General features: G+C 73.6%; 24 protein-coding genes. 12 read left to right on the forward strand and 12 right to left on the reverse strand.

The annotated features are described in order from the left end of the window. Positions 1-3: 3 nt before the first annotated feature. On the forward strand, positions 4-615 hold the full coding sequence (locus ACLII4_RS06570) for a DUF6624 domain-containing protein (protein ID WP_412070099.1): 612 nt from the start codon (positions 4-6) through the stop codon (positions 613-615). Positions 616-648: 33 nt separating this feature from the next. On the opposite strand, the gene ACLII4_RS06575 is transcribed toward ACLII4_RS06570, so the two are convergent. The 5 genes from ACLII4_RS06575 to ACLII4_RS06595 all read right to left on the reverse strand — a co-directional run bounded on the left by ACLII4_RS06575 (position 649) and on the right by ACLII4_RS06595 (position 4,760). Beyond that, positions 649-1,623, reverse strand: a complete 975-nt coding sequence (locus ACLII4_RS06575; RefSeq protein ID WP_412070100.1) for a vWA domain-containing protein — start codon at positions 1,621-1,623, stop codon at positions 649-651. A 42-nt stretch (positions 1,624-1,665) separates the two neighbouring features. Beyond that, a complete protein-coding gene (locus ACLII4_RS06580; RefSeq protein ID WP_412070101.1) occupies positions 1,666-2,067 on the reverse strand; it encodes a four helix bundle protein in 402 nt (133 codons plus the stop codon). Then, complete coding sequence (locus tag ACLII4_RS06585; RefSeq protein WP_412070102.1) at positions 2,064-2,846, reverse strand: SIR2 family NAD-dependent protein deacylase; 783 nt, start codon at positions 2,844-2,846, stop codon at positions 2,064-2,066. Before ACLII4_RS06585 ends, ACLII4_RS06580 begins: the two co-directional genes overlap by 4 nt. Positions 2,847-2,907: 61 nt before the next feature. Then, positions 2,908-3,828 (reverse strand): hypothetical protein, encoded by a 921-nt coding sequence (locus tag ACLII4_RS06590; RefSeq protein ID WP_412070103.1) that lies wholly within the window; start codon positions 3,826-3,828, stop codon positions 2,908-2,910. A 50-nt stretch (positions 3,829-3,878) separates the two neighbouring features. Continuing rightward, on the reverse strand, positions 3,879-4,760 hold the full coding sequence (locus ACLII4_RS06595) for a DUF58 domain-containing protein (RefSeq protein ID WP_412070104.1): 882 nt from the start codon (positions 4,758-4,760) through the stop codon (positions 3,879-3,881). A gap of 152 nt (positions 4,761-4,912) precedes the next feature. Between ACLII4_RS06595 and purQ the strand changes: the two genes are divergently transcribed. Continuing rightward, positions 4,913-5,605 carry a phosphoribosylformylglycinamidine synthase subunit PurQ gene (gene purQ, locus ACLII4_RS06600; protein ID WP_412070105.1) on the forward strand — a complete coding sequence of 231 codons (693 nt, stop codon included), beginning with the start codon at positions 4,913-4,915 and terminating at the stop codon, positions 5,603-5,605. Positions 5,606-5,874: 269 nt separating this feature from the next. Here purQ and era read toward each other — a convergent pair whose 3' ends face one another. From era to ACLII4_RS06635, 7 genes are all read right to left on the reverse strand, one after another. Further along, positions 5,875-6,945: a GTPase Era gene (gene era, locus ACLII4_RS06605; protein ID WP_412070106.1), complete on the reverse strand. Its 1,071-nt coding sequence runs from the start codon at positions 6,943-6,945 to the stop codon at positions 5,875-5,877. A gap of 52 nt (positions 6,946-6,997) precedes the next feature. Beyond that, on the reverse strand, positions 6,998-7,837 hold the full coding sequence (locus tag ACLII4_RS06610; protein ID WP_412070107.1) for a hypothetical protein: 840 nt from the start codon (positions 7,835-7,837) through the stop codon (positions 6,998-7,000). Between the two features lie 123 nt (positions 7,838-7,960). Further along, positions 7,961-9,997: a hypothetical protein gene (locus ACLII4_RS06615; RefSeq protein WP_412070108.1), complete on the reverse strand. Its 2,037-nt coding sequence runs from the start codon at positions 9,995-9,997 to the stop codon at positions 7,961-7,963. Between the two features lie 266 nt (positions 9,998-10,263). Then, a complete protein-coding gene (locus tag ACLII4_RS06620) occupies positions 10,264-12,399 on the reverse strand; it encodes a hypothetical protein (RefSeq protein ID WP_412070109.1) in 2,136 nt (711 codons plus the stop codon). Positions 12,400-12,452: 53 nt separating this feature from the next. After that, positions 12,453-13,652: a hypothetical protein gene (locus ACLII4_RS06625; RefSeq protein ID WP_412070110.1), complete on the reverse strand. Its 1,200-nt coding sequence runs from the start codon at positions 13,650-13,652 to the stop codon at positions 12,453-12,455. Beyond that, on the reverse strand, positions 13,652-14,179 hold the full coding sequence (locus ACLII4_RS06630; protein WP_412070111.1) for a hypothetical protein: 528 nt from the start codon (positions 14,177-14,179) through the stop codon (positions 13,652-13,654). The genes ACLII4_RS06625 and ACLII4_RS06630 overlap by 1 nt, the downstream gene beginning before the upstream one ends. A 215-nt stretch (positions 14,180-14,394) precedes the next feature. After that, the gene (locus ACLII4_RS06635) at positions 14,395-15,159 is read right to left on the reverse strand and encodes a pyridoxine 5'-phosphate synthase (protein WP_412070112.1); all 765 of its coding nucleotides are present in this window, start codon (positions 15,157-15,159) and stop codon (positions 14,395-14,397) included. A gap of 143 nt (positions 15,160-15,302) precedes the next feature. Here ACLII4_RS06635 and ACLII4_RS06640 point away from each other — a divergent pair, with 143 nt between their 5' ends. The 10 genes from ACLII4_RS06640 to ACLII4_RS06685 all read left to right on the forward strand — a co-directional run bounded on the left by ACLII4_RS06640 (position 15,303) and on the right by ACLII4_RS06685 (position 25,407). After that, positions 15,303-15,779: a hypothetical protein gene (locus tag ACLII4_RS06640; protein ID WP_412070113.1), complete on the forward strand. Its 477-nt coding sequence runs from the start codon at positions 15,303-15,305 to the stop codon at positions 15,777-15,779. A 4-nt stretch (positions 15,780-15,783) separates the two neighbouring features. Further along, entirely contained in the window at positions 15,784-16,644 is an 861-nt protein-coding gene (locus ACLII4_RS06645; RefSeq protein WP_412070114.1) for a hypothetical protein, read from the forward strand. A gap of 106 nt (positions 16,645-16,750) precedes the next feature. Beyond that, entirely contained in the window at positions 16,751-17,281 is a 531-nt protein-coding gene (gene rsmD / locus ACLII4_RS06650; protein WP_412070115.1) for a 16S rRNA (guanine(966)-N(2))-methyltransferase RsmD, read from the forward strand. Between the two features lie 126 nt (positions 17,282-17,407). After that, positions 17,408-17,893, forward strand: a complete 486-nt coding sequence (gene coaD / locus ACLII4_RS06655) for a pantetheine-phosphate adenylyltransferase (RefSeq protein ID WP_412070116.1) — start codon at positions 17,408-17,410, stop codon at positions 17,891-17,893. A gap of 66 nt (positions 17,894-17,959) precedes the next feature. Then, positions 17,960-18,913: a hypothetical protein gene (locus ACLII4_RS06660; RefSeq protein WP_412070117.1), complete on the forward strand. Its 954-nt coding sequence runs from the start codon at positions 17,960-17,962 to the stop codon at positions 18,911-18,913. Positions 18,914-19,178: 265 nt separating this feature from the next. Continuing rightward, the gene (locus ACLII4_RS06665; RefSeq protein ID WP_412070118.1) at positions 19,179-20,387 is read left to right on the forward strand and encodes a pyridoxal phosphate-dependent aminotransferase; all 1,209 of its coding nucleotides are present in this window, start codon (positions 19,179-19,181) and stop codon (positions 20,385-20,387) included. 78 nt (positions 20,388-20,465) lie between these two features. Beyond that, positions 20,466-21,725, forward strand: coding sequence for a site-2 protease family protein (locus tag ACLII4_RS06670; protein WP_412070119.1), 1,260 nt, complete (start codon positions 20,466-20,468; stop codon positions 21,723-21,725). Between the two features lie 165 nt (positions 21,726-21,890). Then, positions 21,891-22,679, forward strand: a complete 789-nt coding sequence (locus tag ACLII4_RS06675) for a choice-of-anchor X domain-containing protein (RefSeq protein WP_412070120.1) — start codon at positions 21,891-21,893, stop codon at positions 22,677-22,679. Continuing rightward, positions 22,676-24,301 (forward strand): FlgD immunoglobulin-like domain containing protein, encoded by a 1,626-nt coding sequence (locus ACLII4_RS06680; RefSeq protein ID WP_412070121.1) that lies wholly within the window; start codon positions 22,676-22,678, stop codon positions 24,299-24,301. Before ACLII4_RS06675 ends, ACLII4_RS06680 begins: the two co-directional genes overlap by 4 nt. Further along, complete coding sequence (locus tag ACLII4_RS06685; protein ID WP_412070122.1) at positions 24,298-25,407, forward strand: hypothetical protein; 1,110 nt, start codon at positions 24,298-24,300, stop codon at positions 25,405-25,407. Before ACLII4_RS06680 ends, ACLII4_RS06685 begins: the two co-directional genes overlap by 4 nt. The last annotated feature ends 290 nt before the right edge of the window (positions 25,408-25,697 follow it).

Below are 25,697 nucleotides of genomic sequence, written 5' to 3' on the forward strand. Positions count from 1 at the left end.
CCGATGAAACTCGTTCTCCTCGCCCTCGCCCTCCTCGCCGCCCCGGCCATCGCCCAGGACGTCGCCGAGCCCGCGATCCGCGCTGAGCTTGTCGACCGGCTCGCCGTCGAGCAGGACGTCCGCCAGCGGCTGATCGCCACGGGCGCCTTCGCCACCGGCGCCCTCGCCGACCCGACGCCCGAGGTGGCCGCGCTCCTCGCCGAGATGATGACGACGGACGCCGACAACCTCGCCTTCGTCGAGGCCCTGGTCGACGCACACGGGTGGCCGACGCCCGCGCTCGTCGGCGCCGACGGCGTGAATGCGGCGTTCCTGATCGTCCAGCACGCCCCGCCGGACGTGCAGGCGCGGATGCTTCCGCTCGCGGAGGCTGCGTTCCGCGCCGGCGACCTCCCGGGCCAGAGCTACGCGCTCCTCCTCGACCGCGTCCTCGTCGGCCGGGGCGAGCCCCAGGTCTACGGCACCCAGGCCGCGCCCGGGCCGGACGGCGAGATGGTCATCGCGCCGACGGTCGACGACGCGACGCTCGACGCGCGCCGCGCCGAAGTGGGGCTGGGTACGGCTGCCGAGTACCTCGCGACGCTGAAGGCGGTCTACGCCCCGCCGTCCGAGTAGGCATCCACGCCCCGCCCCGCCGCCGGGGCGGGGTCAGGGGACCTCGCGCAGGCGCGTCGTCGAGAGGGCGACCGCCAGCAGGAGGCACGCCAGCGCGGGCCACAGCGCCCACGGGTACAGCTCCTCGACGTCGAGCAAGACGGTCTCCTCGATCTCGGTCCGCTCCAGCTCCGAGATCTCGGCGTAGATCTGGCGGAGCGCCTGGCGGTCCGTCGCCCGGAAGTACTGCCCGCCCGTCGTCTCGGCGACGCGCCGGAGCGCGGCCTCGTCGACCTCGGGCGCGGGCGCCAGCCCGAGCGACGAGAACGGCCCGCCGCGCCGTGCGGGCCCATCGCCGCCGACGCCGATGGCGTAGACCTTGACGCCGAGCGCCGCCGCTGCCTCCGCCGCCGTCTGCGGGTCGACCTGCCCCCTGTTGCTCTGCCCGTCGGTCAGCAGCACGACGACTTTCGACTCGGCTTCGGAGTCGCGCAGCCGCGCCGTCGCCGTCGCGAGCGCCGTGCCGATGGCGGTGCCGTCCTCGATGAGGCCCATTCGCACCTCCTGGAGCATCGTCAGCAGGAACGGGTAGTCGAGCGTGAGCGGCGCCTGCGTGTACGCTTGCGCCGCGAAGACCACGAGCCCGATCCGGTCGGACTCGCGCCCGCGCACGAACTCGGCGGCGACGGCCTTGGCGGCCTCGAAGCGGTTGGGCACGAAGTCGTCGGCCGTCATCGAGGTCGAGACGTCGAGCGTGAGCACGATGTCGACGCCCTCGGCCGTCCGCTCGACCGTCGCGTCGCGCTCCTGCGGCCGCGCGAGGGCTACGATGCCGAGCGCGAGCGCCGCCAGCAGGAGGGCGTCCGGCACGCGCCGCGCCCGGCCCCACCCGCCGCCCGCGACGGCCGCGGCGTCGCCGGCGACGGAGTACTGCACGCCCGGCGCCCGCCCGCGCCGCCGCCAGCCCATGACCGCGAGCGCGGCCACGGCGAGCAGGGCGGCCAGCCAGAGGGGAGAGGCAAAACTCAAGGGATCGGGGAAAGGGGCACGGGGAACGGGCAGAGCCGGAGGTTAGCCGAGCGTTTGCATCAAGCGGTTGAGCATCCGGCTGATCGAGGCGGAGAGTTCGAGGATCGGACGCAGCGCCCCGGCAGGCAGGTAGTTGCGTCGCTGCGCGATCCGAAGCGGCGTCTCGACCTCGTAGAGCAAGCCCCGAGAGTAGCGGAGGAACTGGATGTACTCCCTCGTCCGGCCTCGGCCCCACCCCTCGGCGATGTTGGATGGGACCGAGACGGCGGCGCGGCGGACTTGGGAGGTCAGGCCGAACGCTTCCACCTTCGGGAACGACGCTGACACATCGTACACGGCATCCGCGAGATCCATGCTCAGACGCCAGACCTCGAGATCCGTGTAGTGACGAACGGCGCGGCACCCGCCGGGGGGCTCGTTGAGTTGGTCGTGCTCGCCGCTCATCCCTCTGCCCGTTCCCCATCCCCCGTCCCCAGTTCCCGAACCAGCCACGGGAGCACTTCACCCGCAAGCCCTCTCACCTGCTCGTTCAGCACGCCCGCGATGTCGCTCGGCGTGGGGTTGATCTCGGCCACGTACGCGCCCACCTGGCGCGCGAGCTGCGGGAGCCCGGCGGCCGGGTACACGACCGCGCTCGTGCCCACCGACAGGTACACGTCCGCGAGCGCCGCCGCCTGCTCGGCTTCGGCGAACGCCTCCTCGGGCAGGGCCTCCCCGAACCACACCACATCCGGCCGGACGAGCCCGCCGCACGCCTCGCACGTCAGCGCCCCGCCCTCGATGCTGGCGGCGTCGGCGGGCGCGTGGCAGTCGATGCAGTGCGACCGCGTGATCGAGCCGTGGAGCTCGACGACGCGCTCGCTCCCCGCCCGGGCGTGCAGGCCGTCGACGTTCTGGGTCGCCAGCAGGAACTCGCCGCCGCGCGCGACGACCCAGCGCTCCAGCGCCGCGAGCGCGTGGTGGCCGGGGTTCGGCGCCACGTCCTCCACGACCGCGCGGCGGTGCGCGTACCAGCCCTGCACCAGCGTCGGGTTCGCCAGGAACGCCTCGACGTTCGCCAGCTCTTCGGGCCGGAACTGCTGCCACAGCCCGCCCGGGTCGCGGAACGTCGGGACACCGCTCTCGGCCGAGATCCCGGCGCCCGTCAGCACGGCGACGGACCGTGCCTCGCGCAGGCGGCGGACGAGCGTCTCGGAGAACGGCGGGGCGACAGGCTGGTGCATGGGGCGGGAAAGGGGAAAGGGGAAAGTCGCCGAGGTTCCGGAGTGGGGGTCTGCCCGTCCCTCATGCCCCGTTCCTCATCCCCGCCGCAGGCGCCCCGTCGCCGCTGGCGGCCTCGCGCGTGCGCTGCGACGCCTCGACGGCCTCGATGGCCGTGCGCGTGGCCATCCGGAGACGAGCGACGGCGTCGGCGTCGGGGCGCTGGCGGGCGAAGGCCACCAGGTCGGCGGGGTCGAGCGCGGCGCGGACGGCGGTGGCGGCCGCGTCGGGGACGCGGGCATCGGCATCGAGCCGGGCGGCCAGCTCCGTCGTCGTGGCCTCCAGCGCGCGGACGCCCAGCCTCGCGGCGAGAAAGTGGCGGAGCACGTCGCGGACGGCCACCACGTGCTGCTCGGTCTCGGCGGGCGGCGCGCTCGGGCCCGGCGCCTCGTGCTCCAGGCGGACCAGCCGCGCCAGCGCGGCGTCGACCGGGGCGACGACGACGACGGGCTCGGGCTTGCGGAACGAGCGTAGGAGGAAGCCGACGGTCGCCCACAGCGCGACGGCGGCCAGCAGCCCGAAGGCGACCAGGAACGGAATGGCGCTCGGGAACGACGGCGGCCCGCCGACCGGGGCGGGCTCGTACGGCTCGGCCTCGCCGGACAACACAGAGCGGACAGGCACGAGTGCCGTCGCAGCCACGACTGTGTCCGGCCCGACGCGGATCGACACCGGGCCGACGCGTGCTGTGTCGGGTGTGAACACGCGGACTCGGTACAGCGCCGTGTCGATCCGCGCCGCGCCGCGAACCGCTGGCGGTCTGCGCTCGACGTCCAGCACCTCGGCGTCGCCGAGCGGGCCAGCGGGGAAGGTGACCTGCGCCCCGGCGGGCCGCTCCACGACCACGGCGACGCGGAACGGCGCCCCGGCCGACGCCGAGTCGGCCAGGACGGCGATGCGCGCTGTCTGTGCGCCAGCGGGCACCGCCAGCGCAAGGCATAGCATGGCCGCCCGGATGAGCCCCTCGTGCCCCGTTCCTCGTTCCTCGTTCCCTCTCATCGGATCCTGTGGCGGAAGAACGACGACAGCGGCTCCACGTAGTCCACGTCCGTCCGCAGCGTCACGTGGTCGACGCGGGATTTCTTGAGGGCCGCCTCGATCCGCTCCGCCCGGCGCCCGGCGCGGTCCGCGAACGCGGCGCGGACGCGGGCGCTGGACGTGTCGACGAGGGCCGCCCGCCCGGTCTCGGCGTCGACCACGTTCAGCAACCCCACGGCCGGCAACGCCTCCTCGCGCGGATCCACCAGCCGGATCGCGACGACGTCGTGGCGCTGGGCGGCGACCCGGAGCCCTTTCGCCACGCCTGCCTCGGCCGCTTGGGGGATGAGGAAGTCCGACACGAGCACGACGATCGCGCGGCGGCGCTGGACGCGGAGCACGTGGTCGAGCGCCGCCGCCACGTCCGTCCCTCGCGCGCGCGGCTCGTGGGCGAACAGGTCGCGGACGAGCCGGAGCACGTGGCGCTTCCCCTTCTTGGGCGGCACGAACCGCTCGACGCGGTCGGTGAACAGCACCAGCCCCACCTTGTCGCTGTTGCGCAACGCCGAGAACCCGAGGACGGCGCAGACCTCGGCCGCCAGGTCGCGCTTGGCGCGCGCGCTCCCGAAGCTCTCCGATGCCGACACGTCGACGACGAGGAGCAGCGTCTGCTCGCGCTCCTCCTCGAACAGCTTGACGTGCGGCTCGCCCGTCCGCGCCGACACGTTCCAGTCGATCGTCCGGACGTCGTCGCCGATCTGGTACGGCCGGACCTCCGCGAACTCGATGCCGCGCCCCTTGAACGCCGAGTGGTACTCGCCCCCGAACACGTCGTCGACCAGCCCACGCGTGCGGACCTCGACGTGGCGGATCTTGCGGAACAGCTCCCTGGGGATCACAGCGAATGGGGACGGGGACCGGGGAAAGGGGGACGGGCAGGCATTCGTTCCCGACGCGGAGCCGCCTCGTGCGGACGGGTAGATTAGCCACGGACCCCACGCGCATCGGCCGGGCGGACCTCCCTCCGCCCGTTCCTCATTCCCCGTCCCCCATGGCCCGCATCGCCGTCCTCGTCTTTCCAGGCTCCAACTGCGACCACGACGTCTACCACGCCTTCAAGCACGTGCTCGGGCAGGACGCCCGGTTCGTGTGGCACAAGGAGGGCTCCGTCGGCGACGCCGACCTGGTCGTCGTGCCCGGCGGGTTCTCGTATGGCGACTACCTCCGCGCCGGCGCCATCGCCCGGTTCTCGCCCGTGATGCGCGACGTCGTCCGGTTTGCCGGGACGGGCGGGCCCGTGCTCGGCGTGTGCAACGGGTTCCAGGTGTTGTGCGAGGCCGGGCTGCTGCCCGGCGCGCTCGTCCGCAACGCCAGCTTGCGCTTTGCCTGCCGCGACGCCCGCTTGCGCGTCGAGAGCACCGCGACGCCGTTCACGGCTGGGCTGGCGCGCGGTGAGATCCTGACCGTCCCCGTCGCGCATGGCGAGGGCAACTACACGGCCTCCGACGACGTGCTGGACCAGCTGGAGGACGACGACTGCGTCGTCTTCCGCTACGTCGACGCCGACGGCGAGCCGGGCGCCAGCCCCAACGGCTCCGCCCGCAACATCGCCGGCGTCCGCAACGCGCCCGGCAACGTCGTCGGCATGATGCCGCACCCCGAGCGCGCCTGCGACCCGACGTTGGGCAACACCGACGGCGCCCGCATCCTGCGCTCGGCCATCGAGACGCTGGCGCTGGCGTAGCGCGCCCGCTGGCGCGATCCCCGACCCCCCCGCCTGCCGGCCGCCCCCCTCATCCGAGGGGGGGCTTCTTCGTGGGCAGCCGCCAGCCAGTCCCCGCCGACCGTACTCGCAGAGTCCCCCCTCCTTGAGGCTGGAGGGGGACAGGGGGTGAGCTGCACGTGCTGGCGGCGCACGATCGTCGTCTGGCCGTCCGTCACCGTCGTCTCTCGGTGCAGAACTCCCCACGCGCGGGGCAGAACCGCCTGCTCACGAGCGCCCGGGCGCGCCCGCTACTTCCCGAAGCCGTACTCGCGCAAGTGGCCCTCGCGGTCGCGCCAGTCGGCGCGCGTCTTGACGAAGAGCTGCAGGAACACGCCCCGCCCGAGGAACGCCTCCATCTCCTCGCGCGCCGAGCGGCCGAGCCGCTTGAGCGCCGCGCCGCCCTTCCCGATCAGGATCGCCTTCTGCGAATCCCGCTCGACCACGATGTCGCACGCCACGAAGTCCTTGCCGTCGGGCCTCTCCTGGTACGTCACGACGACGACCTGCGTGGCATAGGGGACCTCGTCGCGGAACTGGTTGAAGACGGCCTCGCGGACGATCTCGGCGATAAAGAAGCGCTCGGGGTGCTCCGAGAGCTGGTCGGCCGGGTAGTACGGCGGGCCCGGCTGGATCCGCTCCAGCACCAGATCGAGCAGCGCCCCGGTGCCCATGCCCGTCTTCGCCGAGATCGGGACGACGGCGTCGGGCGCCCGGCCGAGCGCCTCGGCGTAGACCTCGACGAGCGGCAGCGCCTGGTCGACGAGCCCCAGCTTGTCCACCTTGTTGAGCGCCAGCAGGACCGGCCCGTGCACGCCGGCCACGCGCTCGGCGGCGTTCTGGGCGTCGTGCGTCAGGCGGCGCTCGGTCGCGTCGGCCATCAGGACGGTCACGTCCGCGTCGCCGAGCGAGCGGTCCACGTCGCGCATCATGTGCTGGTGGAGCCGGTACTTCGGGCGGACGACGCCGGGCGTGTCGAGCAGGACGAGCTGGTAGCCGCCGTGCGCCTCGGTCGCCTCCTCGGTCAGGATGCCCAGCACGCGGTTGCGCGTGGTCGACGGGCGCGGCGAGACGATGGACAGCTTGGTCCCCAGCCAGCGGTTGAGCAGCGTCGACTTGCCGACGTTCGGGGCGCCGACGATCGCGACGTAGCCGCTCTTGTGGCTGGCGGGCCCGGCGGCCGCTTGCGGGATCGGCACGCCGTACGCGGCGGCGGCCTCGTCGGCCGAGACGAGCTGGCCGGGGCCGTCCGCCTCGGCCGGGGCGTCGGCGGCCTCCAGGGGGGGCAGGGCGTCGTCGAGGGGGGCGGGGTCGGGCTCCATGCGGGCGGGGGAAGGGCGCAGGCCAACGCCCCGACGGCGCCGCCCGTTCTGTCTAGGCCGCCTCTTCCCATACGGGCGCGGCCCCGCGCGCGGCGCCGTCGCCGCCGAGGGCCGGCGCCACGTCGGGCGCCCAGCACACACGCACGCCCGCCGCCACCGACGGGAGGTGCCCGAGGATCGCGCTCCAGAGCAGCGTCATCGCCACGATCTCCAGGCTCTCCTCGACGACGCGCGCGATGTGCGTCACCAGCGCCGGGGCGTCCATGCCGAGCGTGGGGTCCGCCATGCCGAGGGCGGCAGCGATCGGGCCGGTCGGATTGGCCGGGTGGAGCAGGGAGAGGCCGTCCACGAAGTCGAGTGCGACCGCGACGGCGAGCAGCGCGAGCGCCCCGACGACGCGGACCCACTGGCGGCGCGGCAGCTCGCGCCACAGGAACGCGGCCATAAACAGCCCCAGCGCCGCGAAGACGGGGCCCAAGAGCAGCTGCCAGTAGTAGCTGGGGAACGCGCTCGTTTCCGACGCCGAGGTGTCGGCGAACGCCGACCCGACGCGCTCATGCAGCATCGTGCCGTCGTCGAGGGCGAGGTAGCTGAAGGCCGCCGCGAGCAGCGTCCACCCCCAGACCCGAGCGCGCGGGGCACCCGTGGCCCGCGCCAGCGCCACCACCCCCCACGTCGTGAGTGCGAGGAGGGCCGTCTGCATGACCGACACGAAGGAGCCCAGCCCGCGCTCGCTCGCTCCGTCGAACCAGCCGCCGAGGTCGTCGCCGAGCACGCCGCCGTGGTGGAGGCCGACATCGAGCACCACGATCAGCACCGCCAGCCACACCATCCCGAAGACGAGGGCGGCGACGGCACGTGGGGCGTCGATCTGGAAACGGACGAGGGGCATGGCGAATCGTGCGGGGGCACATCGGGTATCGACGGGCCGACCGGCGGGATTAGCTGCAACGCCCGGGGCCCGGCCTCGTCAGCGACGACGGCCGGGCCCCGGGTCCTGTGCGAGCGGTGTGGTCTACCGACAGAGGCCCAGCAATTCGCAGAGCAGGCCGCCGCCGCCGCTATCGCCGCTATCGCCGCTATCGCCGCTATCGCCGCTATCGCCGCTATCGCCGCTATCGCCGCTGCCGCTGCCGCTGCCGCCGCCGTCAGGCGGGCATGGACCTGCCCGGTCCCCGTGGTCGGCGTGCATCCGGAGACCAAAGTCGGGCGGCGTGATCGTGACGCGCTCGGGGCCGTCGCGGTGGCACACCTGGTTGCCCGAGGCGCGGCCCTCGGCGGCCGTCGCGTGGACGGACCGGCTCGACACGACCTCGATCTCCGTTTGGTCGAACCCGAGCTTGTCGGTCAACTCGGCGATCTCGTCGATGTCGAACTCCATCTTGACGTTGCCGCCGATGGCGAGCGTGGTCCCGAACGCCTCGCCGGCGGCGATCCGAGCGCGCCAGGCGGCCTCCTCGGCCTCGTGGGCGGCCTCCTCGTCCTGGCGCATGTGCCAGTAGAACGAGGCCTCGTAGAGACGCGCCCCGTCGCCGGCCCGGACGACCCGGAGGGCCAGCGAGCCCATGCGGTCCCAGGCCCGCCCGATGCAGACCGGGTAGCTCGAGCACACGGCCGGGTCGTCGAACGACTGCCGGAGCGCCCGCAAGCTCCGGACGTCGAGGTCGAGGTCGCGGAGGTCGCCGGCCCGGAACGGCTGCGAGAGCGTCGGCTCGCTGGCCTGGGCGAACGCCCCGAACCCGCGCTGGACGGTCCCCCGCTCCATGGCGCCCTCGCCGTCGACGTCGAGCCCGAACGTCGAGAACCCGTGCTCGTCGGCGTTCGCGAAGCGGAGCTGGATGAGCTCGTCGGGGTCGAGGGTGTCGAGGAAGGCGCGGAACTGGGTCTCCGAGGCGTGCTTGCCGCCGCCGCCGCCGTCGAGGAAGACGACCTGGTCGCCGCGCGGGGCGGCGGTGGGCGTGATGTCGAAGGCGTGGGTGTGCTGGACGAAGGGGAACGAGGCCGGGCGCCGATTCCACGGGCTGACCTGGTGGGCGCGGCTGCCCCAGGGCTCGGCCGCGGCCATCGGGTTGCCGCCGCCGTGGTAGACCGAGACGTCGAGGTGGCCGCCCGGCGCGTACGCCTCGTGTGCGACGACCATCATGCCCTTGATGTCGACCTTGCCCCCGAGATCGATCGGGAGCACGTCCTCGGTCGAGCGCACCACGACGAGGCCGTCCCAATCGAAGTGGCCCGTGACGCGGAACGCGCCGTTGACGACGAGCGCGCCGTAGCCTCGGAGCTTGCCCGAGACCGTCAGGTCGCCGTCCACGTGGGTCACCGAGTCGCCGGTGCGGCTGTCCCCCCAGGTGGTGTTGACGGCGATGGTCTGGTCGCCTGTGAGGGTGAGGTCGGCCCCCGTCATGGAGGCCACGGCGAGCTGGTAGAGGTCCTCGCCGTCGGACACGTTGAGGTCTTCGAGCAGGCCGTCGTTGCCGCTCCAGGCCGCGGCCTCGGGCACGGAGAGGGCGCTCCGGCCCGCGCTGGCGATGGCCTGGGCGTTCGCCGTGAGCTCGACCAGCGGGACGAGCCCCTCGAGACCGAGTTCGTCGTGCTTGCGGCGGTCGACGTAGATCGGGTGGTCGTCGGCGGTGCCCGAGATGCGGGGCCGTCCCGAGACCGACGAGACCACGTGGGGCACGTCGAGCCAGAGCGGGCCCGGCGCGTCCATCGCGTCGTGGCGGTAGGTCGTCTCCGTGGCGTGCATCGCGCCTCCGTACTCCCCGGTGACGCGGACGGTGGCCTCCCGGATGTCCCCGCTGCCCGGGTCCGGGATCGGCGTGTATTGGATGTGGAAGGCCCCGCCGTCGTAGGGCTGCTCATCGCCGAGGCGCCGCGTGGGGTCGACGAACCCGTCGTCGTCGACCATCTGCGTCAGGGCCACGGACTGGCCGGCCTCAGCGATCTCGCGGGCGAGCACGTCGGCCTGGCCCTCGGCGTGGGCGCGGTCGGTGTCGGACATCGCGCCGCGCGTGCTGATCGTGAACATGGCGCCGCTGATCGCGGCGGCCATAACGAGTAAGAGAGTAAGTCGGCCCATGGTGGGGGGGGAAGGGACGCTGAGGCGTCGGGGGTCTGCCGGCGGGGGGCGCCAGCCTGAGGGACTGCGAGCGAGGTCTACGGGGTCGGCGTCGTGGGGTCGTCGAGCGTGCCGTCGCCGAGCACGGCCCTCAGTGCCGCACGCCATCCCGCCCTGAGGGCAGGTGCGGCGGAGGTACGGGGGGCGTCAATCGGAACGTGGGCGGCGGCCATGCGGGCGGAGGGGATTCGATGGGGAGGTCAGCGGCACTGGCCCATGTAGTCGCCGACGTGAGTGGCGTGTCTCACGAGGCTGTTGACGTTGGCGAAGACCGACCCGATGGCGCCGTTGCCCTGGTTCGTGTGGCAAATCCAGACCTTGTTCTCGCCGGTGTTGATGGGCGAGGACGGGATGGGCGACCCGTCCGGCGGGATGCCCACGGTCGGGCAGGCGCCCTCCGTGTCGCCGTGGCCGAGGTGGCTGGCGACGTCGGCGGGGTCGTTGATGACCATCTCCCGCTCGGCGGTCCGGCCGGGCATGTGACACACGAGCGTGCCGCCCTCGGCTGGCGTGGTGGCCCGCGCCTCGGCGGCGGTCACGTGGTTGGACCGGCTCGACACCAGGACCACCTCGTTGCCGTCGAAGCCCAGCTTGTCCGACAGCTCCGAGACCTCGCCGATGTCGAACGTCAGCGTCACGCTGCCGCCCAGGTCCATCGTGGTCCCGAACGCCTCGCCGGCGGCGATCCGAGCGCGCCAGGCGGCCTCCTCGGCCTCGTGGGCGGCCTTCTCGTCCTGGCGCATGTGCCAGTAGAACGAGGCCTCGTAGAGACGCGCCCCGTCGCCGGCCCGGACGACCCGGAGGGCCAGCGAGCCCATGCGGTCCCAGGCCCGCCCGATGCAGACCGGGTAGCTCGAGCACACGGCCGGGTCGTCGAACGACTGCCGGAGCGCACGGAGGCTCCGGACGTCGAGGTCGAGGTCGCGGAGGTCGCCGGCCCGGAACGGCTGCGAGAGCGTCGGCTCGCTGGCCTGGGCGAACGCCCCGAACCCGCGCTGGACGGTCCCCCGCTCCATGGCGCCCTCGCCGTCGACGTCGAGCCCGAACGTCGAGAACCCGTGCTCGTCGGCGTTCGCGAAGCGGAGCTGGATGAGCTCGTCGGGGTCGAGGGTGTCGAGGAAGGCGCGGAACTGGGTCTCCGAGGCGTGCTTGCCGCCGCCGCCGCCGTCGAGGAAGACGACCTGGTCGCCGCGCGGGGCGGCGGTGGGCGTGATGTCGAAGGCGTGGGTGTGCTGGACGAAGGGGAACGAGGCCGGGCGCCGATTCCACGGGCTGACCTGGTGGGCGCGGCTGCCCCAGGGCTCGGCCGCGGCCATCGGGTTGCCGCCGCCGTGGTAGACCGAGACGTCGAGGTGGCCGCCCGGCGCGTACGCCTGGTGCGCCACGACCAGCATGCCCGTGATGGTGACCCGGCCGAGCAGCTCGACCGGGAGCACGTCCGCGTCCGAGCGGACCACGACCAGGCCGTGCCAGTCGAGCCTCCCGCCGTCGGGCACGGTCAGCGCCCCGTTGACGAGGAGCGCCCCGTGGCCGCTCACGTGGCCGGTGATGGTCAGGTCGCCGTCGACGTGCGTGATGTCGTCGCCCTGGCGGCGGCGGCCCCACGTCTCACGCCCGGTGACGAGCTGGTCGCCCACGAGGCTCCGGTCGGCGCCCGTCATCTCGGCGACCGCGAGCTGGTAGAGGTCCTCGCCGTCGCTCACGTTGAGGTCCTCGAGCAGGCCCGTGTCGCCGGTCCAGGCGGCGGCCTCGGGGATGGCGAGCGCGCTCCCGCCCGCCGCGGCGATGGCGGCGGCGTTGGCGGTCAGCTCCGCCAGTGGAACGAGCCCCTCCAGCTTGAGCGCGTCGTGCTTGCGGCGGTCGACGTGGACCGGGTGGTCGCCGGTGGTGCCCGAGATGGTCGGGCTGCCGACGACCGTCGAGACCACGTGGGGGACGTCGAGCCAGAGCGGGCCCGGCGCGTCCATCGGGTCGAACCGGTACTCGCTCTCGACCGTGTGGACGGCGCCGCCGAACGTCCCGGTGACCCGGACCGTCGCCTCGGTGACGGGCGCGCCCGGCGCGGTGGCCCCAGGAGCGTACTCGATCTGGAAGGCGCCGCCGTCGTAGGGCTGCTCGGCGCCGAGCGCGGCGGTCGGGTCGATGAACCCGTCCTCCCCGATCATCTGCGTCAGCGCGACGCTCTGGCCGGCCTCGGCGATCTCGCGGGCGAGCACGTCGGCCTGGCCCTCGGCGTGGGCGCGGTCGGTGTCGGACATCGCGCCGCGCGTGCTGATCGTGAACATGGCGCCGCTGATCGCGGCGGCCATGACGAGCAGGAGAGTGAGTCGGCCCATGAAAGGGGGGAGGTAGGGGGACGCCAGCGGGCCGGTTGGTACCGGCCCCTCGGCTAGCGGCAGGCGCCGAGGTAATCGTTGCGGTGCGTGCGGTGGGCTGCCAGTTCCGTTAGAGTGCCTCGCATGGTCCGCTGCCCGTTCCGCTTCACATGGCAGATGGTGATGGTGGTGTCGCCGCCAGGGATGCTGCCGCCGGGTTGGTCGGTCGTGGGCGGGGTTGTCGGCGTCGGGTCCGTGGTGGGCGGGGTCGTCGGCGGGTGGTCCGTACCGCCGGTGTTGCCGCCGCCGGTGTTGCCGCCGCCGGTGTTGCCGCCGCCGGGGCGGTCCGTGGTGGGCGGGGTTGTCGGCGTCGGGTCCGTGGTGGGCGGGGTCACCGGGGGGCGGTCCGTCGTGGGCGGCCGGTCGGTGGTGGGCGGGGTGACCGGGGGGCGGTCCGTCGAGGGCGGTGTGGTGCCGATGGGCCGTGCCGATTCGGGGAGAGCGGCCACGGCACCCGGGTCGCCGGGCAAGAGCGGGATGCCGCCGGGCGTCGTCGCGTCGGGCACGGACGGCCGCGCGGCCGCCAGGGCCGCCGGGACGCGGATGGAGCGCGCGTGGCGCGTCGAGGTGGCGACCTGGCCGGTCCGCGAGACGCCGAACGACGGCGCGGAGCGGAGCTCGAGCTCGACGCGCGGCGGGGACTCCGCCGTCGCCATGTCTACGCCCGCGTTGTCGCGGACCTCGGTGCCGTCGGCCAGGAACGCCGTGATGTCGAAGTCGACGATCCCGTCGACCACGTCGGTCCAGATGACGGGCCCACCGCGCGCGAACTCGTGGCGGGTGGCCCGGTAGAGCGCTCGGTCGCGGCCGTCGACGACGACCGTCTCGCCGGTCGGCTCGACGAGGTAGGAGACGACGACGATCGACGAGGCGTCGAGGCCCCTGGGGTCGGCAAGCGTGGGGAAGGAAAACTGGCGCGTGTACACGTTGCCCTCGCCGTCGTCCGCCGTGCGCAGCCGGAAGCGGTAGGCCTCGCCCGTGCCCAGCGACGGCAAGGCGGAGGCCGCGAAGGCGTTCTCGGTCTCGGTCCGGCTCCGCATGTTCTCGATCTCCCGCTCGAGCGTCGTCGCGAAGCTGGCGGTCGTCATCTGGGAGCGGTACTGCGCCGTCGCGGCGATGGCCGCGTCGTTGCCCCGGAGCTGGAGCAGGAGGAGCCCGCCGAGGAGGACGCTCCCGACGACGACGGCGATGATGTGGTCGATGAGGAACTGCATTACTGGAGGTAGCTGGCGACGCTCGCGGGCGTCACGACGCGTGTCAGGGTGGCCTCGGCGGGGACCCGGCCGATGTCCCCGGCAGGGATCTCGACGGCGCTCACGACGATCTCCTTGGTGAGGGTGGCCTTGGCCGAGGCGCGCGTGGGTTCGAGGTCTCGGACGTATCGGACCGCCACCTCGACCCTGAACCGAAGCGAGTCGAGCCCCACGGGGACGGCCTCGATGGAGGGCGGCTCGGCGTTCCAGTCGTCGACGTCGTCGTAGGTGCCCGGCCCGGTCTCGTCGTCGTCGGCGCCGAGGGCGAGGTCGGACGGCTGGGTGCGGACGCCGCGCCGGCCGGTGTCGGCCTCGTCGAACGCCAGCCGCTCCATGGCCGTCATGCGGGCTCGCGCCACGTCGACGGCCGCGAGCTCGGCCTCTACGCCCTGGGTGTGGCGGTCGACGCTCTGGTCGTGCTGCTGGCGGCCCATCGCGAGATAGGCGAACGAGAGGATGGCGGCGAGCGCGAGGATGGTCTGCGGCATGGGAGGGACGTGGAGACGGTTCCATCCCCTGCCAGACCCGTTCCATCTCGGGCCGGTCACCGTTCAATGCTCTCCCTGGGCACGTTTTCGTCCAGAACCGAGACGGCGGCCGGAACGAATGGAACGCTGGCGTTCCGTCGTCTCACGCTAGAGCGCCGCCTCTCGGTGCGCCGCGGGCGGGTCGGGCCGGTAGAGGCGGGCCGTCGGGACGGCGTCTACGCCGCCCCGGTGAGGGCGAGATAGGCCCGGACGGCGTCGCCGAGTCCCATGAGCAGGGCGTCGGCGAGGAGCGCCTGGCCGATCGAGACCTCGGCGACGCCGGGCACGGCGGCCAGGTAGGCGCCCAGGTTGCCGAGGTCGAGGTCGTGGCCGGCGTTGACCACCAGCCCGGCGTCGGTGGCCGCGGCCGCCGCGGCGGCGTGACGGGCCAGCTCGGCGCGGGCATCGCCGTGGGCGTGGGCCCGGGCGAACGGGCCCGTGTACAGCTCGACGCGGTCGGCTCCGATCTCGGCCGCGGCGCGGACCGTGGCGAGCTCGGGCCCGACGAACAGGCTCACACGGCACCCCAGCGCCCGCAGCTCGGCGACGATGGGCGCCAGCCGGGCGCCGTCGGTCGCCAGGTCCCAACCGTGGTCGCTGGTGAGCTGGCCCGCCGCGTCGGGGACGAGCGTGGCCTGCGTCGGGCGCGCGGCGCGGACGATCTCGAGGAAGCCCGGGAAGGCGTACGCGCCCGTCGTGCCCGGCCCGGCGAACGGGTTGCCCTCGACGTTGAGCTCGGCGCCCGCGCCCGGCGCCCACGCCGCGAGCGCCGCCACGTCGTCGGCCCGGGCGTGGCGGCCGTCGGGGCGGGGGTGGAGCGTCACGCCGACGGCCCCGGCCTCGACGGCGACCGCCGCCAGCCGCTGCACGTCGGGACGGCCGCCGCCACGGGCGTTCCGCATGAGCGCGGCCTTGTTGAGGTTGACGCTGAGCTGGGTCACGGCGGGAGAGGAGGGGCGGCGCGTGGCCAACCTACGCGTGGCCCGCGCGCGACCGGCGCCTTGCCAACGTGCGCGCGGCGGGGGTACGTTGCAGGCCCGGCGCGTGCCGGCTCACCCCTCTCCCTCGCCCACCCCGCCTCCCGATGGCCACAACCGGCGCCAGCGGTTCCGACCTCGCGATCCGAGCCCTCCTCGGCCTCCTCATCCTCGCCCTCGTCGGGGTCCTCTACTTCGTGACCGTGGTGCCCGCGCAGCGCGCCACCGCCGCGCAGTACGAGACCGACGTCGCCCGCGAGCGGATGTCCGACGTCCGGACGGCCCTCATCTCGTACCGCGACTCGCTCGGGGTCTACCCGTCCTCGCTCGACTCGCTCGTGCTCTTCGCCCGCAACGACTCCGTGTTCGCGGCCCAGGCCGGGGCCGAGGAGGACCGCCTGCGCGCGCCGTCGGCCGACTCGCTCGGCATCGCCCCGCGCTCGGGCAACCCGTTCCTCTACGAGGTCGTCGAGGACACGACGGGCATCCAGATCTACTGGCTCGCCGACCCCGACATGGAGGCCGACTCGATCGGCTCGCGCAGCCCCAACCCGGCGCTCCGCAACGCCGCTTCCTGGGAGTAGTGCCATGACCCCGGTCGCCGTCGCCGGACTCAGCGGCCGGGCCCTCCGCTACGCGGAGGTCGCTCCCGGGCCCGACGGCCCGCGCTTGCGCCGGCTCGGCGCGGCCGACTTCACGCTCGACGTGGAGGCGGCCGTCTTCGAGACCGGCGACCCGGAGGCGCTCCAGGCCGTGGCCGAGGCGCTCGCGGCCGGCTTCGGCGGGGCCCCTCTCGAGACGCTCGTCGTCGCCGCGCACCCGACGGCGACGACGAGCTTTTTTTCGCGCCTGCCGGCCGCCCTCTCCGACGACGCCCGCGACGGCCAGCTCCGCCAGGAGACGGCTCTCTTGGCCGACCTCGCGCCGACGCAGGCCGTCCGCGTCCGCTCGCGCGCCGTCCGCACCGAGGGCGCCCACGAGTGGCACCACGTGGTCCACGTCGACGAGCCCGTCCACGACCGGCTCGCGGCGCTCGCCCTCGCGGTCGGCGCCAGCGGCTACGACCTCGCCGACACGACGCGGGCGGCCGCCTCGGCGGCCGGGGGGCCGGGCGTCGCGCTCGTCGTCGGCGCCTTCGCGACGCACACCGAGGTCGCCGTCGCCGTCGACGGCGTGTTCCGGTTCGGGAGCCACGGCCCCAGCACCGCCGCCGCCGACACGGCCTACTTCGCGCTGGCGGCCCTCCAGCAGGCCGGCGTCGAGCCCGGCGACGTGGCCCGATTCCTCGCCTACGGCGACGATGCGAGGGACGAGCGCCTGGACCTGGCCGCCGAGTTCGTCGGCCGCGAGCGCACCTGGCTCGACCCGTTCGCCCTGTTCGCCCGCCGCCCCGAGGCCGACCCCGCCGAGCTGGCGGCCTTCGGGCCCGTCGTCGGCGCGGCGCTGTGAGAGGCAGGAGGCCGGGGGAAAGAGGGAAGGGGCGGGCCTCGGATCAACCGCAAGCCGCTGGGCGACGTGTCTGCCCCGAGCCCCATGCCTCGGGCCCCATGCCCTCATGAGGATCACCGGCGGGGCGCTGGCGCGGCGCACGATCGACGCCCCCAAGGGCGACCGGACGCGGCCGACTACGGACCGCGTTCGTGAGGCGCTGTTCAACCTGTTGGGCGCCCGGATGGAGCTGCGCGACGCGCGCGTGCTCGACCTCTTCGCCGGCAGCGGCGCGCTCGGGCTGGAGGCCCTCAGCCGGGGCGCCGCGCACGTCACGTTCGTGGAGCGCCACGGCCCCACGCTGGCGGTCGCCCGGGGCAACGCGCGCCAGCTCGACGTCGCCGACCGCGCCGCCTTCGCCAAGGCCGACGCGCTGTCGTGGCTCGGCCGCGCGACGGGCCCGTTCGACCTCATCGTTGCCGACCCGCCGTACGCGCTCGCCGAGATGGCGGCGCTCCCCGACCAACTGCGCCGCCTGCTGGCGCCCGACGGACTCTTGGTCGTCGAACACGACCGGCGCCACGCCTTCGACGACGCTCCGGGCCTCGTCCTGACGCGGGCCTACGGCAACACGGTGATCAGCGTGTTCGAGGGATGAGGGATGAGGGATGAGGGATGAGGGATGAGAGGGCGCTCGTGCTGAGTTCCTCGCCCGCGAGATTGCCGCCGGCGCCCCGAGCCCGCATCTTGCCCCTTGCCCCTTGCCCCTTGCCCCTTGCCCCTCATGGACACCCTCGCCCTCTACCCTGGCACGTTCGACCCCGTCACGAACGGCCACCTCGACGTGATCGAGCGGGCGCTGGCGCTGTTCGCGCGCGTCGAGGTGACGGTCGCCGTCAACGCCGACAAGCGGACGCTGCTGCCGTTGGAGGACCGTGTGGGGTTGGTACAGGCGTCGGTCGCCGGGCTCGACGGGCACGACCGGGTGACCGTCACCGCCTTCGAGGGGCTGCTCGTCGACCACGCGCTCGCCAGCGGGGCGACGGCGCTCGTGCGCGGCTTGCGGCAGGTCAGCGACTTCGACTACGAGATGCGGATGGCCCACGCCAACCGGCGGCTGGCGCCCGACCTCCAGACCGTCTTCCTGATGCCCGGCGAGGCGAACGCCTTTGTCGCCTCGTCCATCGTGCGCGACGTGCACCGCTGGGGCGGCGACGTGACGTCGTTCGTGCCGCCCGTCGTGGCCGAGGCGCTGGCGGCGCGGGACTAGTCCGATCGTATCAGAGGCCCGCGCGCCGGGCGAGTACGTTCCTTCGGATCCACCCGCCCCTCTTCGATGCGCGCACTCGCCCTTTGCCTCCTCGTCGCTGCGACGGCCACCGCCCAGACGCCCCGCCCCGTCGTCGTCGCCCCTGGCACCAGCGCCAGCCCAGCCGACTCGGCGCTCGTCGTGGTCGTGCTCACCGACGGGACACGCTTTACCGGCCGCATCGTCACGGAGACCGCCGAGGTGCTGACGCTCGACACGGGATCGGCGCGCATCTCCGTCGACACGGCGCGGATCCGCTCGCGTGAGCCCTTCGACGGGCGCATGGTCGACGGCCGCCCGGTCCGCACTGACCCGAACCGGACGCGGTTGCTCTTTGCCCCGACCGGCCGCGCCATCCCCGACGGGAGCGGGTATGTGGCCGACTACCAAGTCTTCTTCCCGTTCGTGGCGACCGGCGTCGGCGGTGGCGTGACGCTGGCGGGCGGCATCAGCCTCTTCCCGACCTTCGAGTTCCAACTCGTCTACGCCGCGCCCAAGATCACCGTCGCTGAGGGAGCGTCGGGCTCGTTCGCGATCGGCGGCATCGGCGTCGTGCCCGTCGGGTCGGCCGTCGACGGCGACGTGTTCGGGGTCGGGCTGCTCTACGGTGTCGGCACGCTGGGGCCGTCGGAGAGCGCGGTCTCGGTGGGCGCCGGCTACGGCTTCGCCTTCGGCTCCGACAGTGGCGATTCCGACGGCGGCGTGGGCGTGGTGATGGTCGGCGGCGAGCGCCAGCTCTCGGGTAGCGTCAAGCTGCTCAGCGAGAACTACCTCTTCCTGACGCCCAGCACCCGCACCGCCTGCCTCTTCGAGGGGCCCTGCACCACGACGACCGAGACCGAGACCACGACGATGTTCTCGCTCGGCGTCCGGTTCTTCGGCGAGCAGCTCGCGGCCGACGTGGCGGCGTTCGTGATCCCCGAGCTGGCCGACGAGGGCGTCCCGTTCCTCCCCTGGCTCGGGTTCGCGTACAACTTTTAAGGGGGCTGGGGGCTGGCGGAAAGGACCCCTAGGGCGTCCCCTCTCCCGTGGGAGGGGGGAGGGGCCTGTCAAACGCGAGCCCACCGGCTGGCGCCAGCCGGATATCGCCAGCCCGTCGCTCTCCCCCGGCCCCTCTCGTCCGGGAGGGGAGGAGGTGTCCGAGGCGCTGGCGCGAGCATCGGCCACGGCCGGCGTTCAGTCCAGAGAACCCGCCCCTGAGACCCAGCGGCCGGTCTAGCTTGCGACCGTTCCCCCAGATGCCGCTATGCCCGCCGCCCTCGAGACCCTCAGCCCGGCCGTCGCGGCCATGCAGCCGTCGGCGACGCTGGCGATCTCCGGCCGCGCCGCCGCGCTCCGCCGCGAGGGCCGCGACATCGTCGCGCTGTCGGCCGGCGAGCCCGACTTCCCCACGCCCGCGCCGATCGTCGAGGCGGGCCACCAGGCGCTGCGCGACGAGCGGTTCCACTACACCCCGAACCCCGGCATCCCGGAGCTGCGCGAGGCGATCGCGGCCAAGCTCCGCGACGACAACGGGCTCGCGGTCGAGATGGCCCAGGTGATCTGCTCGAACGGCGCCAAGCAGTCGGTCGCGCAAGCCATCCTGGCCGTCTGCGCGCCCGGCGACGAGGTCGTCATCCCCGCGCCGTACTGGGTGAGCTACCCCGAGATGGCGCGGCTCGCCAGCGCCACGCCCGTCATGATCGCGGCCGGCTCCGCGGCCGGCTACAAGATCACGCCCGACCAACTCGCGGCGGCGCTGACGGAGCGCTCGCGCGTGCTGATCCTGAACAGCCCCTCCAACCCGACCGGCGCCGTCTACACGCCCGACGAGCTGGCGGCGCTCGCCGAGGTCGTACGCGCGCATCCGCGGCTGTTGGTCGTGTCGGACGAGATCTACGAGCACGTCGTGTTCGGCGTCACGGCCGCCTCGTTCGCGTCGTTCGACGGGATGGCCGAGCGGACGGCGACCGTCAACGGGTTCTCGAAGGCCTACGCGATGACCGGCTGGCGGCTGGGGTACCTCGCCGCGCCGACGTGGTGGGCGGGCGCCACGGCCAAGATCCAGAGCCAGTTCACGAGCGGCCCGTCGTCGTTGTCGCAGTACGCCGCGCTCGCGGCGTTCACGATGGGCCCCGAGCCCGTCGCCGAGATGGTGGCCGCCTTCCGTGAGCGCCGCGACGCCGTGCTCGCCCGTCTGGCCGCCATCGAGGGCGTGTCGTGCCCCACGCCCGACGGCGCGTTCTACCTCTTCCCCGACGTGTCGGCGGTCTACGGCCGGACCACGCCCGACGGCGCCACGGTCTCGGGCAGCGTCGACCTGTGTGGGTACCTGCTCGACGCACACGGGCTGGCGCTCGTCCCCGGCGAGGCGTTCGGCTCGGACGCCGGCCTGCGGATCTCGTACGCCGCCGGCATGGACACGCTGATGGACGGCTGCGACCGGCTCGCGGCGGGCATCGCGGGGCTCCGCTAGCGGGTCCGCGCGAGCCGACGACAGCGGGCCGAACCCGGCCGGGGCGCTCGCGTACCCCCGCGCCCCCCGAGACGCCCTGTGGAGACCCCCCCCGAGCGCCACGACGGCTGGACCGTCGGCGACCCCCACCGGCCCGGCGTCGGTAGCGTCCTGACCGACTACGAGCCGCCGGCGCCCGACGGCGACCGCGTCGGGCGCCACCTCGGCCTTTTCGTCGCCACGTTCGTCTCGTGCGTCTGGTGCGGCGGCCTGCTGGTGGGGCGGAGCGCGCTGTGGGGCCCGCTCTCGGCCCGTTGGCCCGTCGAACTGGCGCTCTTTGCCGACCCGACGTTCGTGCGCGACGGGCTGATGTACGCCGTCCCGTTCCTGCTCTTCCTGACGGTCCACGAGTTCGGGCACTACACGGCGGCGCGGCTGCTCAAGACGCGTGTCTCGCTCCCGTACTTCATCCCGATCCCGCTGCCGGGCACACTCGGCACGTTCGGCGCCGTCATCCGCATCAAGGAGCCGCTGCGCCGGACGCGCCAGCTCTTCGACATCGGCGCGGCGGGGCCGCTGGCGGGCTTCGTGATCGCCGTCGGCGTGCTGGTGCTGGCGGCGGTCCTCCAGCCCCCGGCCGAGTATCTGTTGGGCGTCGTCGGGCACGAAGACGTGGTCGCCGCCATCCAGGCGACGGGCGCGTTCCCGGTCTTCGACCCCGACAGCGTCGCGCCCGGCACGACGGCGCTCGTCTTCGGCGACACCGTCCTGTTCAGCTTGCTCAACGGGCTCGGGGACCTCCGCGTCTCGGGCGACGAGATCGTCCACTACCCGCTCCTGCTGGCGGGGTGGCTCGGCCTCTTCTTTACCGCCCTCAACCTGTTGCCCGTCGGCCAGCTCGACGGCGGGCACGTCGTGTACGCGCTGTTCGGCCCCGCCGCCCACCGGGTCGTCGCCCGTGTGACGACGCTGCTGCTCCTCGTCTCCGGCACGATCGGGCTCGCGCTCGACCTGGCGTGGCTCGCGCCGTGGACGCTGTGGGCCGTCGTCGCGCTGGTCTACGCCCTGGCCTTGGCCCGGCTGCTCGGGCCTGAGTGGCGACTCGTCGGGCTCGGCGTCGCCGTCGGCACGGCGCTGACGGCGCTCGTCGTGCTGGCCGTCCCCGGGCTGGCGCTCCGCGTCGAGTGGACGGGGTGGCTGTTCTGGGTCGGGATGATCCTGTTCGTGATCCGCGTCGACCACCCGCCGGTGCTCCGGTCCGAGCCGCTGACACCGGGCCGCAAGCTGCTCGGCTGGCTCTGCGTCGCCATCTTCTTGCTCTGCTTCTCGTTCCAGCCGATCCAGTTCTACGGGGGATAAGCGGAAGGTTTTCTGCGGCCTCGGTGCCCGGCTGGACAGGGTGAAACCTTGGGCCCTCCACACGGGGGCTGTCCCCTGTGCCCGGAGCGGCGGTAGGTTCGGGACCCCGCTCGCCAGCCCCACGACCGACCCCGCCGGACCGCTACGCCGCCGATCTCCCTCCGCATGTCCGTAGCTCTCCGGCCCGTCGCGGCCGTCTTCCTGGTGCTCGCGCTCGCCGCGTGCGACGCCGCCCCCGGGTTCGCCGACTCGACGGCGCGGCCCGTGTTCGCCGAGGTGACCATCACGCCCGTCGACGTGGCGCTCGCCGGCAGCGCGCCGGTCACCACCGTCCCCCTCGCGGTCGTCGGCACCGTCGAGGCCGAGGCGCCCGTCGAGGTCCGCGTGCTCGTCCGCTACGCCGAGACCGACTCGCTGGTGACGAGCACGCTTGCGGTCGTCGACCCGGGCGCGTTCACCGTCGACGCGCCCATCACGCTGCCGCGCGGGGCCATCGGCGACTACAGCGTCCGCGTCTACACCGAGGGCGCCGACGGCCGCGCGGGCGACCAGGCTACGGCCCTCCTCCGCTTCACGGCCGAGAACCTCGGCGCGCCCTCGCTCTCCGTCAACGAGCCCGCGCCGGTCACGCGGCCCTCGCCGGACGCGAGGGGCGCCGCGGCGACGGTCGACGTGCCGCTCATTGCGACGGTCACCGACCCCGACGGGCGGGCCAACGTGCGGCTCGTGTACGTCCAGTTCGCGGATGGCGGCGGCGTGATCGATCGGATCTACGACAATGGCCCCGGCTCGGATGGCCGGGGCCCGGACGCGGTCGCCGACGACGGCGTCTACTCGGGGGCCCTCGAAATCAACTCGGGCACTGAGCCCGGCCGCTACGACCTCGAAGTGATCGCGGTCGACCGCTACGGCGCCGAGAGCGCGCCGGTCCCCTTCTCGTTTACGGTCCGATGATGCGCGCCCTCTCCACGGCCCTGCTGGCGGCCCTCGCCGTCGGCGCCAGCGCCCAGACCGTCGAAACCGGCACCGGCCCGGTCTCGCTCTTCCCCGAGGGCGCCCGGTCGGACGTGTTCGTGCTCGACGCCCAAGACGGCGTCCTGCGCGCGGGCCCCTTGCTCATCGAGATCGCCCCGAACGGGACGGTGTCGGTGCCCAGCCGCGACAACCCGGTCTTCGACCCGCCGACGACCCTCGACGCCCGTGCGTACACCATCGAGGCGCGGGGCGACGTGGTTGCCGTCGGGCTCGGCTTCAAAGACACCACGGCAGACGCCGAGCGACCGCCGGACACGGCCGCCGGCTACGCCATTTCTACGGATGGCGGCCGGAGCTACACCTACCGGTTTGCCGCGCTCGACCAGAGCCGCGACTCGACGGTGACCTACGGCATCTCGACGTTGCCGGCCTTCCCGGCCACGATCTCGCAGGGCGCCGCTCCGCTCGACCTCGCCCTCTCACCGGGCGCCGACACCCTCTACTCTGCGACGCTCTACGCCGGCCTCCGCCGGAGCACGAACGACGGCGCGACCTGGGAGCGCGTGGTCCTCCCGCCGGACTCGCTCTTCGTGCTGGACCCCCGCGAGTCCTACGACTTCCTCTACAACCCGGACGTCCGCCAGCCCATCGCGTTCATCGACGGGAATCCGGACCTCCCAGTGTTCGCGGAGTTCTCCGAAAACTTCGTCTCCCTGTCCGTCCTCGTAGACGAGGCGGGGACGGTGTGGGCCGGCACGAACGGCGGGCTGAACCGGTCGGTCCGCGTGCCGGGCGCGACCGACTTCGCGTGGCTCCGCTACACCGACGCGCTCATAGGCGGCGCGCTCCCGGGCAACCAGGTGATCGCTCTCGAGACGCGCCCCATCGCGGGCGGTCGCGACGAGGTCTGGGCGGTCTGCCGAGTCTCCTCCAACCCCTTCACGGCCGCTGAGGAGGAGCCGGGCATCGCCGTTTGGCGCGGCGACGACGCCGACGGCCGCGCCATCTTCGAGACGGTCCTGGTGGGCGTGGTCGCGAGCGATCTCGCCTTCGACGACGCCCGCGTCTACGCGGCGACCTCGGACGGGCTGCACGTCTCCGAGGACGACGGGAAAACGTGGCGGGTGGTCCGGACCTTCCGGCGCCCTGACGGGACCCCGCTCCCGCTCGCCAGCGCCGGGGTGGCCGCCGTCGCCACGACGCCCGGCACGGTCTGGGTCGGCACCGCCAGCGGCCTGCTCAAGAGCACCGACGGTGCCCGCACGTGGGAGCTGTTCCGCGCCGACGTGCGCCCCGGCGCGCCCGGCGACGGCTCCCGGACGGTCGACGTCTACGCCTACCCCAACCCGTTCAACCCCCGCAACGGCGACCTCCGGGTCCGGCTCGACCTCGACGCCGGCTCGGACGTGACGGTCCGCGTCTTCGACCAGGCCATGAACCTGGTCCGCACGCTCGACGCGCCGGGCCGCCCGCCGGGCCCGAACGAGGTGTTCTGGGACGGCCAGACCGACGGCGGCCTGCGCGTGGCCAACGGGGCCTACATCTACACCGTCGAGGCCGCTGGCGAGCGGTACTCCGGCCGCATCCTGGTGATTCAATGAGAGGCTGGACCACAGACGACGGACGACGCACGGCGGGCGCCCGGTGCCGTGCCGAGGCGAGCCGCTTTGGGAGGGCCGCAGGCCTGCTCGTGCTGGCGGCGGCCACCGTCAGCGTCGTCGCCGCGCAGGACGCGGGCGCGTTCGCGCGGATCGCGATGGGCGCCCGCTCGGCCGCCTTCCCGGCCCAGGTCGCGGACCGCTCGGGCTACGCGAGCCCGTTTTTGAACCCGGCGCTCGCGCCGTTCCAGCCCGCCCAGGGCGTCGAGCTGTCGGCCGGCGCACTCGCGTTCGACCGGTCGCTGGAGACGGTCCAGGTGGCCGCGCCGCTCAAGCCGCGCTCCGGCATCGCCGCAGGCGTCGTCCACGGCGGCGTCGACAACATCGACGGGCGCGACGCGAGCGGATTCCCGACCGACGGCCAGAACGAGGACGGGACGTTGCGCACCGACGAGTACGCCTTTTTCGCGACGTTCGGGACCCAGTTCTCGGAGCGCGTCTCGGGCGGCGTCGGGCTTCGGCTCTACCGCAACGAGCTGTTCGAGGGCGTCCGCGCGCCGACGGCCATCGGCATCGCCCTCGGCGCCTCCGTCCAGCTCTCGCAGCGGCTTTCCGCCGGGCTCGCCGTCGACGACCTGTTCGCGCGCTACGAGTGGAGCTCGTCCGGCTCGCAGCTCGCGTCGGTGACGGACTACTTCCCGACGCGCGTTCGAGGCGGGCTGGCGTACGCAGGCGGCGCGGTCGGGGAACGCCCCCGGTTCACGGTCGCCGCCGAGGCCGAGCTGGCGGTCCAGCCGCGCGACGCGATCCGCCCCTCCGGCATCCGCATCCTCGGGACCTCGATCGCCACTCCCGACACGACCCTGGAGTTCCGCATCGCGGGCGTCACGGGCCGCGTCGGCGGCGAGCTGTGGGTCACCGACGGGTTCGCCGTGCGCGGCGGGCTCGACCGGATCGGCGCCGGCGAGGTCGGCGAGCTACGCCCGTCGGCTGGCTTCGGGCTGGAGCAGCGCGTCGGCGAGCTCGACCTGCGCGTCGACTACGCCGTCGTCGTCGAGCCCTTCGGGTCCGCGCTGATGCACCTCGCGACCGTCCGCCTCGGGCTCTGATCCTGCGGGAGAACCGGCGGCGGGCCGTCGGTCGCTTGTAGGCGAGGGCTCCCCCCGTCCGAGCCCCCAGCGCTGCGCTCAAGGGTGCTCGGACTGTCCCCCTCACGCGTGAGCAGGGCTGCAACGTTGTAGCTCTTCCCTCCCCAGAACCGTCATCCTGAGCGTGCGAAGGATCTCAGCGCCGATGCCCCAAGCCGTTCAGAACCGGCTCCGAAGGCTCCAAAGGCCGGCGTTGCGATCCTTCCCGTCCGTTCAGGATGACAAGGGTGGAGCTCAACGCCAGCACGTAC

Origin of the sequence: Rubrivirga aquatilis (genome assembly GCF_046845665.1) — a bacterium.
In the GTDB taxonomy this organism is placed as follows: domain Bacteria; phylum Bacteroidota; class Rhodothermia; order Rhodothermales; family Rubricoccaceae; genus Rubrivirga.

What these genes read in the sequence shown, in the direction of transcription:
- ACLII4_RS06570 (WP_412070099.1), top strand. Translation starts at nt 4, where the DNA reads ATGAAACTCGTTCTCCTCGCCCTCGCCCTCCTCGCCGCCCCGGCCATC.
- ACLII4_RS06580 (WP_412070101.1), bottom strand. Translation starts at nt 2,067, where the DNA reads ATGAGCGGCGAGCACGACCAACTCAACGAGCCCCCCGGCGGGTGCCGC.
- ACLII4_RS06585 (WP_412070102.1), bottom strand. Translation starts at nt 2,846, where the DNA reads ATGCACCAGCCTGTCGCCCCGCCGTTCTCCGAGACGCTCGTCCGCCGC.
- ACLII4_RS06590 (WP_412070103.1), bottom strand. Translation starts at nt 3,828, where the DNA reads ATGCTATGCCTTGCGCTGGCGGTGCCCGCTGGCGCACAGACAGCGCGC.
- purQ (WP_412070105.1), top strand. Translation starts at nt 4,913, where the DNA reads ATGGCCCGCATCGCCGTCCTCGTCTTTCCAGGCTCCAACTGCGACCAC.
- era (WP_412070106.1), bottom strand. Translation starts at nt 6,945, where the DNA reads ATGGAGCCCGACCCCGCCCCCCTCGACGACGCCCTGCCCCCCCTGGAG.
- ACLII4_RS06610 (WP_412070107.1), bottom strand. Translation starts at nt 7,837, where the DNA reads ATGCCCCTCGTCCGTTTCCAGATCGACGCCCCACGTGCCGTCGCCGCC.
- ACLII4_RS06615 (WP_412070108.1), bottom strand. Translation starts at nt 9,997, where the DNA reads ATGGCCGCCGCGATCAGCGGCGCCATGTTCACGATCAGCACGCGCGGC.
- ACLII4_RS06620 (WP_412070109.1), bottom strand. Translation starts at nt 12,399, where the DNA reads ATGGGCCGACTCACTCTCCTGCTCGTCATGGCCGCCGCGATCAGCGGC.
- ACLII4_RS06625 (WP_412070110.1), bottom strand. Translation starts at nt 13,652, where the DNA reads ATGCAGTTCCTCATCGACCACATCATCGCCGTCGTCGTCGGGAGCGTC.
- ACLII4_RS06630 (WP_412070111.1), bottom strand. Translation starts at nt 14,179, where the DNA reads ATGCCGCAGACCATCCTCGCGCTCGCCGCCATCCTCTCGTTCGCCTAT.
- ACLII4_RS06640 (WP_412070113.1), top strand. Translation starts at nt 15,303, where the DNA reads ATGGCCACAACCGGCGCCAGCGGTTCCGACCTCGCGATCCGAGCCCTC.
- ACLII4_RS06645 (WP_412070114.1), top strand. Translation starts at nt 15,784, where the DNA reads ATGACCCCGGTCGCCGTCGCCGGACTCAGCGGCCGGGCCCTCCGCTAC.
- rsmD (WP_412070115.1), top strand. Translation starts at nt 16,751, where the DNA reads ATGAGGATCACCGGCGGGGCGCTGGCGCGGCGCACGATCGACGCCCCC.
- coaD (WP_412070116.1), top strand. Translation starts at nt 17,408, where the DNA reads ATGGACACCCTCGCCCTCTACCCTGGCACGTTCGACCCCGTCACGAAC.
- ACLII4_RS06660 (WP_412070117.1), top strand. Translation starts at nt 17,960, where the DNA reads ATGCGCGCACTCGCCCTTTGCCTCCTCGTCGCTGCGACGGCCACCGCC.
- ACLII4_RS06665 (WP_412070118.1), top strand. Translation starts at nt 19,179, where the DNA reads ATGCCCGCCGCCCTCGAGACCCTCAGCCCGGCCGTCGCGGCCATGCAG.
- ACLII4_RS06675 (WP_412070120.1), top strand. Translation starts at nt 21,891, where the DNA reads ATGTCCGTAGCTCTCCGGCCCGTCGCGGCCGTCTTCCTGGTGCTCGCG.
- ACLII4_RS06680 (WP_412070121.1), top strand. Translation starts at nt 22,676, where the DNA reads ATGATGCGCGCCCTCTCCACGGCCCTGCTGGCGGCCCTCGCCGTCGGC.
- ACLII4_RS06685 (WP_412070122.1), top strand. Translation starts at nt 24,298, where the DNA reads ATGAGAGGCTGGACCACAGACGACGGACGACGCACGGCGGGCGCCCGG.